Source organism: Streptomyces sp. NPDC047917 (assembly GCF_043204345.1).
Lineage (GTDB): Bacteria > Actinomycetota > Actinomycetes > Streptomycetales > Streptomycetaceae > Streptomyces > Streptomyces sanglieri.
This window is the reverse complement of the sequence record NZ_JBIDCA010000012.1, coordinates 155,759-170,988: the sequence shown is the minus strand read 5'-3', so window position 1 is coordinate 170,988 and position 15,230 is coordinate 155,759. Positions and strand designations below refer to the sequence as shown.

14 protein-coding genes and 3 tRNA genes are annotated in these 15,230 nt (G+C 72.2%); 7 read left to right on the top strand and 10 right to left on the bottom strand.

The features are described from left to right. Positions 1 to 5 precede the first annotated feature (5 nt). The 3 genes from ACGF8B_RS28570 to ACGF8B_RS28560 form a co-directional block, all read right to left on the bottom strand. Positions 6 to 797: an EI24 domain-containing protein gene (locus ACGF8B_RS28570; protein WP_392744125.1), complete on the bottom strand. Its 792-nt coding sequence runs from the start codon at positions 795 to 797 to the stop codon at positions 6 to 8. Positions 798 to 966: 169 nt separating this feature from the next. Continuing rightward, complete coding sequence (locus ACGF8B_RS28565; RefSeq protein WP_342281635.1) at positions 967 to 1,395, bottom strand: organic hydroperoxide resistance protein; 429 nt, start codon at positions 1,393 to 1,395, stop codon at positions 967 to 969. Between the two features lie 89 nt (positions 1,396 to 1,484). Further along, positions 1,485 to 2,504 carry an NADP-dependent oxidoreductase gene (locus tag ACGF8B_RS28560; RefSeq protein WP_392744121.1) on the bottom strand — a complete coding sequence of 340 codons (1,020 nt, stop codon included), beginning with the start codon at positions 2,502 to 2,504 and terminating at the stop codon, positions 1,485 to 1,487. Positions 2,505 to 2,659: 155 nt separating this feature from the next. Here ACGF8B_RS28560 and ACGF8B_RS28555 point away from each other — a divergent pair, with 155 nt between their 5' ends. The 4 genes from ACGF8B_RS28555 to ACGF8B_RS28540 all read left to right on the top strand — a co-directional run bounded on the left by ACGF8B_RS28555 (position 2,660) and on the right by ACGF8B_RS28540 (position 6,040). Further along, on the top strand, positions 2,660 to 3,133 hold the full coding sequence (locus tag ACGF8B_RS28555; protein ID WP_392744119.1) for a MarR family winged helix-turn-helix transcriptional regulator: 474 nt from the start codon (positions 2,660 to 2,662) through the stop codon (positions 3,131 to 3,133). Continuing rightward, the gene (locus ACGF8B_RS28550; RefSeq protein WP_392744116.1) at positions 3,130 to 3,345 is read left to right on the top strand and encodes a hypothetical protein; all 216 of its coding nucleotides are present in this window, start codon (positions 3,130 to 3,132) and stop codon (positions 3,343 to 3,345) included. Before ACGF8B_RS28555 ends, ACGF8B_RS28550 begins: the two co-directional genes overlap by 4 nt. 149 nt (positions 3,346 to 3,494) lie before the next feature. Next, the gene (locus tag ACGF8B_RS28545; RefSeq protein WP_392744113.1) at positions 3,495 to 4,532 is read left to right on the top strand and encodes a rod shape-determining protein; all 1,038 of its coding nucleotides are present in this window, start codon (positions 3,495 to 3,497) and stop codon (positions 4,530 to 4,532) included. A 20-nt stretch (positions 4,533 to 4,552) separates the two neighbouring features. Continuing rightward, entirely contained in the window at positions 4,553 to 6,040 is a 1,488-nt protein-coding gene (locus ACGF8B_RS28540; protein ID WP_392744632.1) for a GAF domain-containing sensor histidine kinase, read from the top strand. On the opposite strand, the gene ACGF8B_RS28535 is transcribed toward ACGF8B_RS28540, so the two are convergent. Then, a complete protein-coding gene (locus ACGF8B_RS28535; protein WP_342281631.1) occupies positions 6,018 to 6,449 on the bottom strand; it encodes an Lrp/AsnC family transcriptional regulator in 432 nt (143 codons plus the stop codon). The two genes, ACGF8B_RS28540 and ACGF8B_RS28535, sit on opposite strands and share 23 nt — an antisense overlap. A 148-nt stretch (positions 6,450 to 6,597) precedes the next feature. Between ACGF8B_RS28535 and ACGF8B_RS28530 the strand changes: the two genes are divergently transcribed. The 3 genes from ACGF8B_RS28530 to ACGF8B_RS28520 are packed head-to-tail and all read left to right on the top strand — an operon-like array spanning position 6,598 to position 10,648. Next, entirely contained in the window at positions 6,598 to 7,806 is a 1,209-nt protein-coding gene (locus ACGF8B_RS28530) for a nitrate/nitrite transporter (protein ID WP_392744109.1), read from the top strand. A gap of 36 nt (positions 7,807 to 7,842) precedes the next feature. Continuing rightward, the gene (locus ACGF8B_RS28525; protein WP_392744105.1) at positions 7,843 to 9,297 is read left to right on the top strand and encodes an acyl-CoA synthetase; all 1,455 of its coding nucleotides are present in this window, start codon (positions 7,843 to 7,845) and stop codon (positions 9,295 to 9,297) included. Continuing rightward, positions 9,290 to 10,648, top strand: coding sequence for a carboxyl transferase domain-containing protein (locus ACGF8B_RS28520; protein WP_392744102.1), 1,359 nt, complete (start codon positions 9,290 to 9,292; stop codon positions 10,646 to 10,648). The genes ACGF8B_RS28525 and ACGF8B_RS28520 overlap by 8 nt, the downstream gene beginning before the upstream one ends. Before the next feature lie 72 nt (positions 10,649 to 10,720). Here ACGF8B_RS28520 and ACGF8B_RS28515 read toward each other — a convergent pair whose 3' ends face one another. The 6 genes from ACGF8B_RS28515 to ACGF8B_RS28490 form a co-directional block, all read right to left on the bottom strand. Beyond that, positions 10,721 to 11,986 (bottom strand): MFS transporter, encoded by a 1,266-nt coding sequence (locus ACGF8B_RS28515; protein ID WP_392744099.1) that lies wholly within the window; start codon positions 11,984 to 11,986, stop codon positions 10,721 to 10,723. Positions 11,987 to 12,082: 96 nt separating this feature from the next. Further along, the gene (locus ACGF8B_RS28510; protein ID WP_392744096.1) at positions 12,083 to 13,978 is read right to left on the bottom strand and encodes an ABC transporter ATP-binding protein; all 1,896 of its coding nucleotides are present in this window, start codon (positions 13,976 to 13,978) and stop codon (positions 12,083 to 12,085) included. Between the two features lie 128 nt (positions 13,979 to 14,106). After that, positions 14,107 to 14,292 (bottom strand): hypothetical protein, encoded by a 186-nt coding sequence (locus ACGF8B_RS28505; RefSeq protein WP_392744093.1) that lies wholly within the window; start codon positions 14,290 to 14,292, stop codon positions 14,107 to 14,109. Positions 14,293 to 14,655: 363 nt separating this feature from the next. Continuing rightward, positions 14,656 to 14,729, bottom strand: a tRNA-Ile gene (locus ACGF8B_RS28500). 233 nt (positions 14,730 to 14,962) lie between these two features. Continuing rightward, positions 14,963 to 15,035: transfer RNA gene (locus ACGF8B_RS28495), tRNA-Asn, on the bottom strand. A 5-nt stretch (positions 15,036 to 15,040) separates the two neighbouring features. Continuing rightward, positions 15,041 to 15,113, bottom strand: a tRNA-Asn gene (locus tag ACGF8B_RS28490). Positions 15,114 to 15,230: the final 117 nt, after the last annotated feature.

Here is a 15,230-nt window from a genome sequence, read left to right as displayed (position 1 = left end):
GCCTCTCAGTCCTTGTCGAGGGTGTACGGGGCCGGGGTCTCGTCCTCGTCCTCGTCCTCGGCGGGCGCGACCAGGTCGCGCGCCAGCAGGGTCGCTCCGGCGACGGCACCCGGCATCAGGAACACCGCGACGAACGGGACCAGGAAGGCGAGCCCCAGCGGTACGCCGAAGCCGAGGGTCAGCAGCCGCCGGCCGCGCAGCAGCGCGAGCCGGTCGCGCAGCACCATGCCACGGCGCTGGAGCGCGACGGCGGTGAGCTCCTCGGCGAGGAAGTAGCCGGTGACGCAGAAGCCGAGCACGGGTACGACGGTCTGGCCGAGCACCGGAACGAATCCGAGGGCGAAGAGCAGCACCGAGTAGAGCCCCACCCGCACCAGGACGCGGACGCTGTCGCGGGCGGAGATCCACAGCTCCCGCCAGAGCGGCAGTCCGGACTCGGGGACGTCGCCGCCCTCGGTGCGGTCGACCTGCTCGGAGAGCGACTCGTAGAAGGGCTGGCCGACCAGCAGGGTCACTGCGGTGAAGGTGATCACGGCGAGGAAGAGGCCGAGACCGAAGACCAGTACGGTCAGGGTGTTGCGCAGCAGCCCGAGCCAGGGTGAGGACCAGTCGTCGGCGAACGGGGTCGCCCAGTCCACGAGGTCGTCCGCGCCGTAGCCGAGGCCGACCAGGGCACCCGCGTACAGCACGAGTGTGATGAGTCCGGGCAGCAGCCCGAAACCGAACCAGCGCCCGTGCCGGACGGCCCAGCGCTGTCCCTTTATCAAGTAGCCGAAGCCCGCACCCAGATCACGCATGGCGTCAGCGTACTGGGGGCGAAGGGGGCCGTTGACCTGGGAGTTGGGGCGGGGCGCGGCCCGCCGGACGGTTTGTCCCCAATGGTCGGCGGGCGTTGCCGCGAGGGGTGACGGCGAAGGGCCGCACCCCGTACGGGAGTGCGGCCCTTCGCCTGTCGCGGGCGGCCGGTCAGGCGACCGACAGCTCGACCTTGATGTTGCCCCGGGTGGCGTTCGAGTACGGGCACACCTGGTGGGCCTTCTCGACGAGCGCCTGCGCGGTGGCGGTGTCGACGTTCGGGATGGTGGCGCTGATCGCCACCTCCAGGCCGAAGCCGCCCTCGGCCGTCTTGCCGATGGAGACCTCGGCGGTCACCGTGGAGCCGGTGATGTCGGCCTTCTCCTGGCGGGCCACGACGCCGAGCGCGCCCTGGAAGCAGGCGCTGTAGCCGGCCGCGAAGAGCTGCTCGGGGTTGGTGCCCGCGCCGCTTCCGCCCATGGCCTTCGGCGGGTTCACGACGACGTCGAGGTTGCCGTCGTCGGACGAGACGCGGCCGTCACGGCCGTTCTCGGCGGTGGCGACGGCGGTGTAGGCAACGGTGATGTCCTGAATGGTCATGCTGAGGATTCCTCCTGCTGTGCGCCGCGACTCGCGCCCACGATCGCGGCGGCCTGTGGGTGAGCCTAACGGGTCCGCCGGAGCGGCTGTCAGGCGAGGGAGACGATCATCTTTCCGGTGTTCTCGCCGCGCAGCAGACCGAGGAAGGCGTCGAAGCCGTTCTCGATGCCCTCGACGAAGGTCTCGCCGTACTTCAGCTCGCCCGAGGCCAGCCAGCCGGCGACCTCCTGGACGAACTGCGGCTGGAGGTCGGCGTGGTCGCCGACGAGCATGCCCTGGATGCGCAGCCGCTTGCCGATGACGAGCGCGAGGTTGCGCGGGCCGGGGGTCGGCTCGGTCGCGTTGTACTGGGCGATCATTCCGCAGACGGTGACGCGGCCGTGCAGGTTGAGCGAGGAGATCGCCGCTTCGAGGTGCTCGCCGCCGACGTTGTCGAAGTAGACGTCGATGCCGTCGGGGGCGGCCTCGCGCAGCTGGTCGGCGACCGGGCCGTTCTTGTAGTTGAAGGCGGCGTCGAAGCCGTACTCCTCGACGAGGAGCTTGACCTTCTCGTCGGAGCCGGCCGAGCCGATGACCCGCGAGGCGCCCTTGATCCTGGCCATCTGGCCGACCTGGCTGCCGACCGCGCCGGCCGCGCCGGAGACGAAGACGGCGTCGCCCGGCTTGAAGGAGGCGACGTCGAAGAGGCCCGCGTAGGCGGTGAGCCCGGTCATGCCGAGCACGCCGAGGTAGGCGGAGAGCGGGGCGAGCGAGGGGTCGACCTTCACGGCGTGCTTGGCCGGGACGTCGGCGTACTCGCGCCAGCCGAGACCGTGCAGGACGTGGTCGCCGACCGCGAAGCCGTCGGCGTTGGAGGCGATGACCTCGCCGACCGCTCCGCCGTCCATGGGGTGGTCGAGCTTGAAGGGCGGGGTGTACGACTTCACGTCGTTCATCCGGCCCCGCATGTAGGGGTCGACCGAGAAGTGCAGGTTGCGGACGAGTACCCGGCCCTCGCCGGGAGCGGCGACCGGGACCTCACGCAGCGCGAAGTCCTCGGCCTTCGGCCAGCCGTGGGGGCGGGCGACGAGGTGCCATTCACGGCCGGACGTGGGAAGTGCTGCTGACATGGGCTCGGGTTCTCCTCGAAGTCCTACGCGGTGGGGGGGGGAGGCTCCGGCCGGGGCGGTCGGTGCCGCACCGGGGAAGCGAAATACTTCATGTGGTGAAACAACCATGCTCCTGAATATTTCATGTTGTCAAGCAACCGGCTATCCTGGGTGTCATGGCCACCACCCGCACAGACCCGCTGACCCTCGAAGTCGTCGAGCTCATCGGCACCGTCGTGGCGCGCTACTACGAGGAGTACGACGAGGCGGCGGCGGCCCACTCGCTCACCGGTGCGCAGGCACGGGTGCTCGGGCTGCTCTCGCTGGAGCCGATGCCCATGCGCAGGATCGCCCAGAAGCTGAAGTGCGAGCCGTCCAACGTCACCGGCATCGTCGACCGGCTGGAGACCCGCGGCCTGGTGGAGCGCAGGCCGGACCCGGCCGACCGGCGGGTGAAGCTGGCCGCCCCCACGGAGCTGGGCGCCCGGACCGCGCAGCAGCTGCGCGATTCGCTCACCTTCGCCCGGGAGCCGCTGGCCGAGCTGTCGGACGGGGACCGGGCGATGCTGCGGGACCTGCTGCGCCGGATGCTCGGCGAGCCGGCGCCGTCCGGCGGCCGGGGCCCCGGCGCGGAACCGCCGAAGCCGTGACCGCGCCGGGTCTGCGCGATCCGCGTGCGGTCCCGGATCCGTACCCCTGGCCGGGCACGGTCGACGAGGTCGCGCGGGCCGTCGCGCCGGCCCGCCCGGCGGAGGGCGGCGCGACGGCCCGGTGGGCGCTCGCGATCACCGCGCCGGGCACCGGCGAGCCGTACGTCGCCGGGTTCACCCGGGGGCTCCTCCAGCGGCTTCCGCCGGGCTGATTCCCGCGTACCGCACCCTTCCGCCGGCCCGCCGTCCAGGTCCCCCCGACGGCTCATCCCAGCGCGCGCCAGGACTCCGAACGGCGCAGGCTTGCGGGACAGAACCGGCTGCCGCCGGTGCCATCGTCCGCGCTCTCGGGAGACCTGCCGTGACCGTCAGTCTTGAGCAGTTGCGCCGCTGCCATGTCGCCGTCGACCTCGGGGCCGCCCGGACCCGGGTGTACGTCAAGGGCCTCGGGCTCGTCGTCGACGAGCCGAGCGTCGCCGCGGTGAACACCCGTACCGGGTCGCTCATCGCCGTCGGCGCGCTCGCCGAACAGATGACGGGCCGCACTCCCGACTACATCCGGGTGGCCCGCCCGGTCACCGGCGGGACCGTCGTCGACATCGAGATGGCCCAGCGCATGCTCCGCCATCTGCTCGGCGAGAAGCTCCGCCGGCAGCTGCGCCGCAAGCCGCGGCTGCGGGCCGCCGCCTGCACCCCGCACGACAGCGATCCGCTCGCCCAGCGGGCCGCCGTGGAGACGATGGTCGGGCTCGGTGCCCGGCGGGTCGAGCTGGTCGACACCCTGATCGCGGCGGCCGTGGGCTGCGGACTGCCGGTCGAGCAGCCGACCGCCACCATGATCATGGTGTGCGGGGCGGCGACCACCCAGATCGCGGTGCTCTCGCTCGGTTCGATCGTCAGCGCCGTACGCATCCCGGTGGGCGGCGACGCCATCGACCACGCGGTGATCCAGCATCTGCGCCAGCACCACGCGCTGATGCTGCCGAGCCAGTCCGTGCGCCCGTTGCAGCTGGCGCTCAGCGGCAGCGGCCTCACCGCGAAGGGGCCCGCCACGACCGAGATCCACGGCCGTGACGTGGCGACCGGTCTGGCCCGCTCGGTGCGGGTGGACACCGCCGCCGTGCGGGAGGCCATCCACGCCCCGCTCACCGCGGTGCTGGACGGGCTCGGCAAGATCCTGCGCGACTGCCCGCCCGATCTGGTGGCCGACCTCGCGGACTGCGGGATCATGATGGTCGGCGGCAGCGCGCTGCTGCCCGGACTCGACCAGATGCTGCGGGACGCCACGGGCGTGCCGGTGCACATCGCGGAGCGGCCGGACGTCTGCGCGGTGCTGGGGCTCGGCGCCATGCTGGACGGGAAGATCGAGCCGATGGTCCTCGACCCGCTGGGCTGCTGAGCACCGCGGGCGTGCGGCGCATGACCGAGGAGGCGGCGGGCGCGGGACCGTGCGGGGCGGCTCCGGCGGCCCCCGCCCCGGAGAAGCCGGCGCTGTCGATGCTTCTGGAAGCGGTGCTGAGCATCGGTTCCGATCTCGGACTGCGGACCATGCTCCAGCAGATCGTGGACACCGCGACGGCCCTGACCGGGGCCCGCCGCGGCACGCTCGGCGTGCTCGACCCGGAGCGCGGCACCATCGGCGAGCTGTACACCTCGGGGCCCGGAGGGACGGGCGGGCTGCCGCTCGGCGATCCGCCGGCGCGACCCTCCCTCGCGGCGCCGATCCGGGTGCACGGCCAGGTCTTCGGCAACCTCTGCCTCACGGAGAAGCACCCCGGCGGGTTCACCGACCCGGACACGGCGGTGCTCGGCGCGCTGGCCTCGCAGGCCGGTGTCGCGATCGCCAACGCCCGGCTGTACGCGGCGGCCCGGCAGCGGGAGCGCTGGATCGAGGGGGCGGCCGCCGTCACCACCGCGCTGCTGACCGGCGGGAGCGCGGCCGACGCGCTGCTGACCGTCGCCGAACGGGCCAGGGCGCTCGCCGACGCCTGCGCGGGGGTCATCCTCCAGCCGAACGAGGAGGGCGGGATGGAGATCGTCACCGCGTCCACGCTCGACGACCCGGCCGGGATCGTCGGCACGGCCATCGCGCCCGGCTCCGAGGTGCTGGTCCAACTGCTGGGCGGGGAACCGGTGTTCATCGATGACTCGGCGACCGATCCGCGGATGACGACGCATGTGCGCTCGCGCTTCGGCCCCAGCATGATGCTGCCGCTGCAGAGCGGCGGCCGGCTGATCGGCACCCTGGCCCTGCCCCGGCGGCGCGGCGACCGCCCGTACACGGCCGTGGACCGGCTGCTGGCCACCCAGTTCGCCTCGCAGGCCGCGCTGGCACTGGTCCTGGCGGACGCCCGGCACGACCGGGAACAGCTCGCGGTGTACGAGGACCGGGACCGGATCGCCCGCGATCTGCACGATCTCGTGGTCCAGCGGCTGTTCGCGACCGAGATGATGCTGGAGTCGACCCGCCGCAGGGCCGCCGCCCCGGACACCGACGAGCTGCTCGGCAGGGCGGTGGACGAGCTGGACTCCACCATTCAGGAGGTGCGGACGGCGATCTTCGCCCTCCAGCAGCCGCCCGCCGAGGCTCCCGCGACCTTCCGCGGCCGGGTGCTGCGGGAGACCGCGGGCGCCGCCGCCGTACTCGGTTTCCAGCCGTCGGTGCACTTCACCGGGGCGGTCGACGCGCTGATCCGGGAGCCCGTGGACCGGCGGTTGCTCGCCGCGCTGCGCGGCGCGCTCGCGACCGCGCACCGGCGGGCCGGGGTGTCGGCGATCGAGGTGTCGGTGGACGCGACGGCCCGGCTGCCGGACGGGCGGGCCGCGGTCCGGCTGACGGTCGCCGACGACGGGCGCGAGGAGGACGGCTCGCGCTCGCCGACCGTCAGCTGGCAGGCGCCGCTCTGAGCGCGACCCGGGTGTTGGAGTGGGCGACCCCGGCCTCCCGCTTCAGCCGGCGCAGCAGCCCGTCCAGGGCGGCGGTGTCGGCGACGGTGGCCCGTACGAGATAGTCGTGGCCACCGGTCACATGGACCACCTCGGTGATGCCGGGCAGGGCGAGCACCGCCCGCTCGAACACCTCGTTGGTCGTGTCGATGCGCAGCGTCACATCGATGAAGACGACGAGGCCGGTACGGGTGTCGGCGGCCGGATCGATGATCACGGTGAAGCCGCGGATGACACCGTCGCGGCGCAGTCTGCGCACCCGGTCGGCCGCCGCGTTGGCACTGAGCCCCACCCGTACGCCCAGATCGCGGTACGAGATCCGGGCGTCCTCCTGGAGGATGCCGAGGATTTCTCTGTCCAGCCGGTCCATACTGCGATTGTCGCAGCTTTGTCCGGTTCGTGACTGTGCAAGTCGCGTCAGGCCCTACCCCGCCCCCGTACCCGGTCCCCTGTCGGCGGGTGACCCGCATGGCGCATTCCGGCAGGCCCGCGGCCTCCGCCCGCCCTTGACTGAGGGGGTGGATACAGCCGTCAAGCAGTCCCCCGCCCCGGTCGACGCGCCGTCCCCGGCCGCCTACTGCAACCTTCTGATGGCCACGATCGGTTTCGGGCTCACCTTCTGGGCCTGGAATCTGATCGCGCCGCTGTCCGGGGACTACAAGGAACGGCTGGGGCTGACCTCGTTCGAGCAGTCGCTGCTGGTGGCGGTGCCGGTGCTGGTGGGTTCGCTGGGCCGGATCCCGGCGGGCGCGCTGACCGACAAGTACGGCGCACGGCTGATGTTCCCGCTGGTCTCGGCGCTCACCATCGTGCCGGTGCTGCTGCTGATCCCGGCGCGGGACTCCTACAGCGCGATGCTCGCCGTGGGCTTTCTGCTGGGCCTGGGCGGCACCACGTTCGCGATCGGCATCCCCCTGGTCAACTCGTGGTTCCCGCCCGCCAAACGGGGCCTCGCGCTCGGGATCTTCGGCATGGGCATGGGCGGTGTCGCACTGTCCGGGTACTTCACCCCGAGGATCGCCGGGCACGGCGACAACCTGCCGTACCTGGTGGTCGCGGCGGCGCTCGTGGTGTACGCGGCACTGGCCGCGGTGCTGGTCAGCGACCGGCCGGGCCGCCCGGTGCCGACCGACTCGCTCGCCCACCGGCTGGCCGACGCCGGACGGCTGCGGGTCACCTGGGAGCTGTCCGCGCTGTACGCGATCGGGTTCGGCGGAATCGTCGCGTTCGGCGTCTACCTCCCCACCTATCTGAAGACCTGGTACGACCTGTCGCCCACCGACGCCGGTACGAAGGCCGCCGGATTCGCCCTGGTCACGGTCGTCTTCCGGCCGATCGGGGGCTGGCTCTCGGACCGCGTCCACCCGGCCGTGGTCACGGCCGCGGCACTCGGCCTGGCCGCCCTGATGGCGATCGTCCAGGCCTTCGACCCGCCGCTGGCCCCGGGCGGCACGATCGCGCTGCTCTGCATGGCGGCGGGCCTGGGCACCGCGAGCGGCAGCGTCTTCGCCCTGGTCTCGCAGGTGACCCCGCAGGCGAAGGTGGGCAGCGTGACCGGGATCGTCGGCGCGATGGGCGGCCTGGGCGGCTTCGTACCACCGCTGGTGATGGGCGCGATCTACAGCGCGAAGGGCTCGTACTCGATCGGCTTCATGCTGCTGTCGGACCTGGCACTGGCGGGGTGCGTGTACGCGTACGGCCGCATGCGCGGACTCAAGCGGGACTAAGTCCGCGCTTCCGCCTCAGCCCATAAGGTGCGGTGGGTGACTCCTCTTCTCTCTGCGCCGGATGACGGTTCGACCCGGGAAGCCACCCGGTTCGGCGAACACACCATGACCTACGAGCGGTTGGCCACCGCCTCCACCGCGCTCGCCGGGCGCCTCGCCGGGGCGGGGCGGGTCGCGGTCTGGGCCACTCCCACCCCCGAGACGGTGGTCGCCGTCGTGGCCGCGCTGCGTGCCGGGGTACCGGCGGTTCCGCTCAACCCGAAGACGGGGACGCGCGAACTCGCGCACATCGTGGCCGACAGCGAACCGGCCGTGGTGCTGGCCGGGGCGGACGACACGCTCCCGCCGGTGCTGGACGCGCTGGACCGCGTCGACGTCGACACGGCCGGGGAGGGCGCGGGCGCCACGCTCCCCGAGCCCTCCCCCGAATCCCCCGCGCTGATCGTCTACACCTCCGGGACCACCGGCCCGCCCAAGGGCGCGATCCTGCCCCGGCGGGCGATCGCCGCCTCGCTCGACGCGCTGGAGGACGCCTGGCGGTGGACCGGCGACGACGTGCTCGTCCACGCCCTGCCGCTGTTCCATGTGCACGGCCTGATCCTGGGCGTGCTCGGGCCGCTGCGCCGGGGCGGCTCGGTGCGGCACCTGGGCAGGTTCTCCACCGACGGGGTGGCCCGGGAGCTTTCGTCCGGCGGCACCATGCTCTTCGGCGTGCCGACGATGTACCACCGGCTGGCCGAGGCCCTCGACGGCTCCGGGGCGGACGGGCTGGCGAAGGCGCTGGCCGGCGCCCGGCTGCTGGTGTCCGGGTCGGCCGCGCTGCCGGTGCACGACCACGAGCGGATCGCTGCCGCCACCGGCCGCCGGGTCATCGAGCGGTACGGCATGACGGAGACCCTGATGAACACGGGCGTCCGGGCCGACGGCGAACCCCGGCCCGGAACGGTCGGCACGCCCCTGCGCGGCGTGGAGCTCCGCCTGGTCGAGGAGGACGGCACCGTCCTGCCCGGGGACGGCACCGGTCCCGACACCATCGGCGAGATCCAGGTACGCGGCCCGAACCTCTTCACCGGCTATCTGAACCGCCCCGACGCCACCGCCGCCGCGCTCACCGAGGACGGCTGGTTCCGCACCGGGGACATGGCCACCCGGGACGCCGACGGCTATGTGCGGATCGTCGGACGCAAGGCCACCGACCTGATCAAGAGCGGCGGTTACAAGATCGGCGCCGGGGAGATCGAGAACGCGCTGCTGGACCACCCCGGCGTCCGCGAGGCCGCCGTCACCGGTGAACCGGACCCGGATCTGGGCGAGCGGATCGTCGCCTGGGTGGTACCGGCCGACCCGGCGGCGCCGCCCTGCGAGCAGGAGCTCGCGGACCATGTGGCCGCCCAGCTGTCCCCGCACAAGCGCCCGCGCACGGTCCGCTACCTGGACGCGCTGCCCCGCAACGACCTCGGCAAGATCATGAAGCGGTCGCTCCATGGCTGAGCGTCTGACGGCGAGAGCGGCGATCACGGCCCTCACCACGGAGTTCGAGGAACTCACGTTTGGCAACGGTGCTCCGGACGACGCCGGGGACGGGCCGCTCTCCTGGGCCGGATACGGGGAGTCCCGGGCCCGTGCCACCGCCCGTACCGGCGAGGAGGAGTCCGTCGTCCACGGCACCGCGTCGCTCGGCGGCCGGTTCTGCGTCCTGGTCTCGTTCGAGTTCGGCTTCCTGGGCGGTTCGCTGGGGCAGCGCACCGGGGACCGGCTGGTGGCCGCGTACGAGGCTGCCCGGACCCGGGGGCTGCCGCTGGTCTCACTGATCGCGACGGGCGGCAGCCGGATGCAGGAGGGCATGGTCGCCCTGACCCAGCTCCAGCGGGTGGCCCGCGCCTCGGCGCGGCTGCGGGCGGCGGGCCCGGCCCAGATCGCGGTCCTGCGCGACCCGACGACGGGCGGCGGCTGGGCCACGCTGGGGGCCGGCGCCGATGTGATCCTGGCGCTGCCGGGCGCCCAGGTCGGGTTCGCCGGTTCCCGGGTACGGCCGCCGGACGCGGACCCGCACGCGTACACCGCCGAGGGCCAGCTGGCGGCGGGCCAGGTCGACGCGGTCGTCCCGGTCGTCCCGCCGGACGAGCTCCCGAGGACGGTGGGCCGCTGGCTGCGGGCGCTGCACCTCCCGGACGCCCCGGAACCCCCCGCCCCGGTGCCGGAGGCCCTCTCCACGGCCGGGCTCCCGGTGACCGGCATGGACGCGGTCCGGCAGGCCCGCTCACCCTCCCGGCCGCGCGCCGAGGCGTATCTGGACGCCTATTTCGCATACCGGCTGCCGCTCGTCGGCGACCGCTGCGGGGGCACGGACCCGGGGCTGCTCGCCGGTTTCGGGGAGCGGGACCGCCGGTCGATCGCGTACGTGGCCCAGTGCGGCACCGCGACCCGCCCGGCCGGGTACCGCACGGCGGCCCGGGTGATCCGGCTGGCGGACCGGATCGGCGTCCCCGTGCTCACCCTGATCGACACCCCCGGCGCGGCCAACGACGCGGCGGCGGAACGGGCCGGGGCGGGCGCCGCCATCGCCGACGCCTTCGCGGCGATAGCCGAGGCCCGGGTCCCCGTCACCACCCTGGTGATCGGCGAGGGCGGCTCGGGCGGCGCGCTGGCGCTGGCGGCGCCGGGGAACACCCATGTCACCCGGGACAGTTACTTCTCGGTCATCGCCCCGGAACTGGCGGCGGCGATCCTGAAGCGCACCCCGGACGAGGTGAACGCCACGGCCGACCAGCTGCGGCTGCGCCCCCAGGACCTGGTGGAACTGGGCTTCGCCCGCTCGGTGGTGGGGCCGCCCGGGGAGTGAGGCGCGGCCGGGGAGTGAGGCGCGGCCGGGGAGTGAGGCGCGGCCGGGGGCGGCGACGCGCGGGCGGCGCCGTCACGGTTGCGGGTCCTTCGCGTCGTACCGGGCGAACCCCCGCCACCGCAGCCCCAGCAGGGCCACCGCGACGACACAGGCGATCCCGCCCCCGGTCACCGCCAGGCCGGGCGAGGCCAGGTCGGCGACCGATCCCGCCACGAAGTCGCCGAGCCTCGGCCCGCCCGCCACGACGACGATGAACACGCCCTGGAGCCGTCCGCGCATCTCGTCCGGCACGGCCGCCTGGAGCATGGTGTTGCGGAAGACCATCGAGGTGGTGTCCGCGCACCCGGCGAGCGCCAGGAAGACCAGCCCGAGCCACAGCTGCCTGGTCAGGCCGAAGACCGCGATGGCGGTGCCCCAGCAGGCGACGGCGATCAGCACGGCGAGCCCGTGGCGCCGGACACGTCCCAGCCAACCGGAGAACACTCCGCCGAGCAGCGCCCCGAACGCCGGGGCGGCGACCAGCAGTCCGGTGGTCTTCGCGTCACCGCCGTACCAGAGGACGGCGACGACGGGGAAGAGCGCCCGGGGGTGGGCCAGCACCATGGCGCACAGATCGGTGAAGAAGGTCATCCGGAGATTGGGCCTGGTCCCCAGGAAGCGCAGCCCGTCCGCGACGGACGCCCGCTTGTCCCCCGCGCCCTCCTCCCGCTCCGGCAGCATGGCGGGCAGCCGCCACATCGCGTAGAGCGAGGCGGTGAAGGTGACGGCGTCGACGGTGTACGCGGCCCGGTAGCCCCACCAGCCGACGACGAGCCCGCCGAGCATCGGCCCGACCAGTGTTCCGGTGGTGCTGGTCATGGAGGTGAGGGCGTTGGCGGCGGGCAGCTGTTCGGCCGGCAGCAGCCGGGCGATCATCGAGCTGCGGGCCGGTGAGTTGACCGCGAAGCAGGCCGCCTGGAGGCCGACGATCGCGTACAGCAGCCCCACCTGCTCCACGCCCGCGACGGTTGTGACGACCAGGGCGACGGAGAGCGCGAACGACCCGGCGGAACTGGCCAGGCCCAGCTTGCGACGGTCGATGGTGTCGGCGACGGCACCGCCGTACAGCCCGAAGACGACCAGCGGCAGGAACGAGCAGAATCCGATGAGCCCGACCGAGAAGGCGGATCCGGTGATGTCGTAGACCTGGAGCGACACGGCGAGCGCCGTCATCCCCTGCCCGACCCAGGAGACCGTGTTGCCGAACCAGAGCCGCCGGTAGTCGGGGGAGGTCCGCAGCGGCGTCAGGTCGGCGAGTATTCGGGGGCGCGGAGCGGGCCCTTCGGTCGTTTCGGTCACAGCGGATGGTAACCACCGGGGGTTTCCCGGCGGTCCGGTCCCCGGCGGGAACCGGCCGCCCCGGTGGTGCGGTTCGTGCTCCGTGCCGGCGGCCGGCTACCTCCAGTGGATTCCTGACGGCCGGGCGGATTCGTACGCGGACGGGTACTCGGTCCCGTTGTGCGGCCGGGAGCGGCGCTCGAAGAGCGTGGCGTACAGGCCGCTCCGGCCGAGGAGTTGAGTGTGCGTGCCGGACTCCACCAGCCGCCCCTCGTCCAGTACGAGGATGCGGTCGGCGTCCGCGGCCAGGGCCAGGTCGTGGGTGATCACGATGGTGGTGCGGCCGCGGGCCAGCCGTCGCAGGGGCTCCAGGATGCGTTCCGCGGCCAGCCGGTCGAGGCCGGTGGTGGGCTCGTCCAGGAGCAGCACGGGTGCGTCGCGCAGCATGGCGCGGGCGATGGCGATGCGCTGCAACTGGCCGCCGGAGAGCCGGGAGGTGCCGGTGGATATGACGGTGTCATATCCCTCCGGGAGGGCTTCGACGAACGCGTGGGCGTCGGCCGCCCGCGCGGCCTGCTCGACATCGTCGTGGCTCGCGTCGGGGCGTCCGCAGCCGATGTTCTTCTCGATGGTGTCGTGCAGCACCAGCGTGTCCTGCGGGAGCAGCGTGATGTTGCGGCGGATATGGGGCAGCGGCAAACGGTCCATGGAGACGCCGTCCAGCAGGACGCTGCCGGTCTCCGGGTCGTAGAACCTGAGCAGCAGGGCCGCCAGCGTCGACTTGCCCGCACCGCTGGGGCCGGTGATGACCAGCAGTTCCCCGGGACTCGCGGTGAACGAGAGGTCCCGGAGCACCATCTCGCTGCTGCCGGGGTAGTGGAAGAAGACCTGGCGCGCCTCCACCTCACCGAGTGCCCGGCTGTGCTCGGGCACCGGTACCGAGTCCCCCGGGTCGGTGACGGAGGGCTTCGCGTCGAGGATCTCCAGCAGTCGTTCGGCGCCCGCGGTCGCGGCGGTGGCCGTCAGACCGAGCTGGCCCAGCGAACGGATCGGCGGGTAGAGGTAGCCGATGAAGGCGGCGAAGGCCAGCAGCTGTCCGAGGGTCATCCGGCCGGCCGAGATCTCCCACGCCCCCAGGCCGATGATCGTGAGGACGCACAACGTTTCGAGGACTTCGATGAATTGCTCGTAGAACTCGGTGAGACGGACGGCCTTCACCGCGGTCCTCAGCCGGATCCTCGCCTTGCTGCTGAGCCGGTCCTCCTCGTCCTGCTGCCTGTTGTACGCCTGGGTCATGACGACGTTGACCAGGGTCTCCTCGACCACGGCGGTGATGGCGCCGTCCGCCGCCCGGCCGCGCCGGGACACCGCGCGCAGGGGCCTGGCGAAACCACGGGTGACCAGCAGCAGGATCGGAACCATGACGAAGGTGGCCAGGGCCAGGTCCCAGCGCAGCAACAGGGCCGCGCCGGCGTAGAAGATGGTGCCGAACAGCGCGGACGCCGCCCCGACGATGCCGGAGACCACGAGCGCCTCGATGGCCTCCACGTCACCGGTCAGCCGCTCCACCAGGTCGCCGCGGCGATTGCGCTGGAAGAAGTGCGGCGGGAGCGTCTGGAGATGGCCGAAGACGCGGGCCCGCAGCCGCAGCACGAAGCGCTCGGCGGTCCAGGCCGCGAGCGAACTGCCCAGGTACCCCACCACGGCACCGGCGACCGCCACGGCGAGCCACTGGCCGGCGGGCTTCCAGAAGGCGCTGACATCGCCGCTCTGCAGGGCGGTGTCGGTGAGTTTGGCGAACAGCAGGACGGTGACGGTCTCGGCGAGGGCGGCCAGGACGGCACAGACGAAGATGACGACGAGCCAGCGCCGATCACCTCTGGTCAAGGGCCAGAAGCGCCTGAAGGACGCCATGATGCTGACGGGGTCGGTGCGGATCGGGACATCCGTCACCGGGTCCTCGGGCGGCTCTTCGTCGCGGGCGGAACGCTGGAGCGGGCTGCGAAAGCGCATGGGCATCACATCACGGACGTGCTCGGACCATGGACCGTGGTCATGGGAGTGGGCCCAGACAACGAGGCGGACCCGCGCGGTGCGCGAGCCTGCCTCGAGTTGATGTCAGGGATCGGGGGTGAAGGGTGTCAGCAACCCCAGCCACGTCCACGACGGCCATAGCCGTAGTCGTCGAAGTAGCCGAACCCGCGTCCGCGTCCGCGTCCGCCGTAACCGCCACGGCCGCCATATCCGCGTCCGCCGTATCCGCCACGACCGCCGCCGTATCCGCCGCGACCGCCGTCCCTGTGGTCGAAGATGCTACGAACCTTCATCTTCGCCTCCTCTGGAGGAGTTCACTGTGCCGCTCCTTGCTCTTGCTGCGGCACTTTCGACACTACGTCCGACCCCTGTGACCAACAAGTCGTAGAAGCCGTAATCAAGGATAAAAAGTGCCGAAATACCCCAATCCTTCAGAGCGTTGTCGTAGGTGACTCTCCGGACATGACGCATCGACAAGGAACGGGCGGAAAGGAACGGGCGGACCCGCGACCGGATCCCACCGGCACGACCCGCCGGGCCGGGGCGCGGCCACTTGACCCCGTGACGGGGCTATGGTGAGGGCCCCCACGGAATCCGTGAGGGCCCTGATACCTACGTATACGCAGGTCATAACGTTTCTGCCGGAACATCGGCAGTGGGGCGGGTGGGACTCGAACCCACGGCCGACGGATTATGAGTCCGCTGCTCTAACCGGCTGAGCTACCGCCCCTTTTCGGCGTGGCGCGTACAAGTGTGCGCGCCGTCTGCCGCAGCATAGCCGGTCATACGATCTCTCGCTCCGGATGGTCGGCTTCGCCTGACCATGAAGACCGCGTGGTCGGCCGTCCGGTTCCGGATGGAGCGAAGTACACGCGAAAGAGTCACTTGCACCCCACACGCACCACGGTGTCCGCGGTCGCCGGACATGCGAAAGAGGACCCCGAGGGGTCCTCTTCCGTTCCGCTCCCCCGACTGGACTCGAACCAGTAACCCTCCGGTTAACAGCCGAATGCTCTGCCAATTGAGCTACAGGGGATCGCGCTCCCCCGACTGGACTCGAACCAGTAACCTGCCGGTTAACAGCCGGCTGCTCTGCCAATTGAGCTACAGGGGATTGCTGCGTATGCACCGAACCCTACCTACCTGGCTGCTGCCGGGCGGCGCGCGTTCGCTGCGACACATACATTAGCGCAAGCAGGGGGGTGCTTTGCCAATCGGTATCCCCCGGGGT

Coding starts and splice junctions, on each gene's coding strand:
- ACGF8B_RS28570 (WP_392744125.1), bottom strand. CDS start 797: ATGCGTGATCTGGGTGCGGGCTTCGGCTACTTGATAAAGGGACAGCGC.
- ACGF8B_RS28565 (WP_342281635.1), bottom strand. CDS start 1,395: ATGACCATTCAGGACATCACCGTTGCCTACACCGCCGTCGCCACCGCC.
- ACGF8B_RS28560 (WP_392744121.1), bottom strand. CDS start 2,504: ATGTCAGCAGCACTTCCCACGTCCGGCCGTGAATGGCACCTCGTCGCC.
- ACGF8B_RS28555 (WP_392744119.1), top strand. CDS start 2,660: ATGGCCACCACCCGCACAGACCCGCTGACCCTCGAAGTCGTCGAGCTC.
- ACGF8B_RS28540 (WP_392744632.1), top strand. CDS start 4,553: ATGACCGAGGAGGCGGCGGGCGCGGGACCGTGCGGGGCGGCTCCGGCG.
- ACGF8B_RS28535 (WP_342281631.1), bottom strand. CDS start 6,449: ATGGACCGGCTGGACAGAGAAATCCTCGGCATCCTCCAGGAGGACGCC.
- ACGF8B_RS28520 (WP_392744102.1), top strand. CDS start 9,290: ATGGCTGAGCGTCTGACGGCGAGAGCGGCGATCACGGCCCTCACCACG.
- ACGF8B_RS28510 (WP_392744096.1), bottom strand. CDS start 13,978: ATGCGCTTTCGCAGCCCGCTCCAGCGTTCCGCCCGCGACGAAGAGCCG.
- ACGF8B_RS28505 (WP_392744093.1), bottom strand. CDS start 14,292: ATGAAGGTTCGTAGCATCTTCGACCACAGGGACGGCGGTCGCGGCGGA.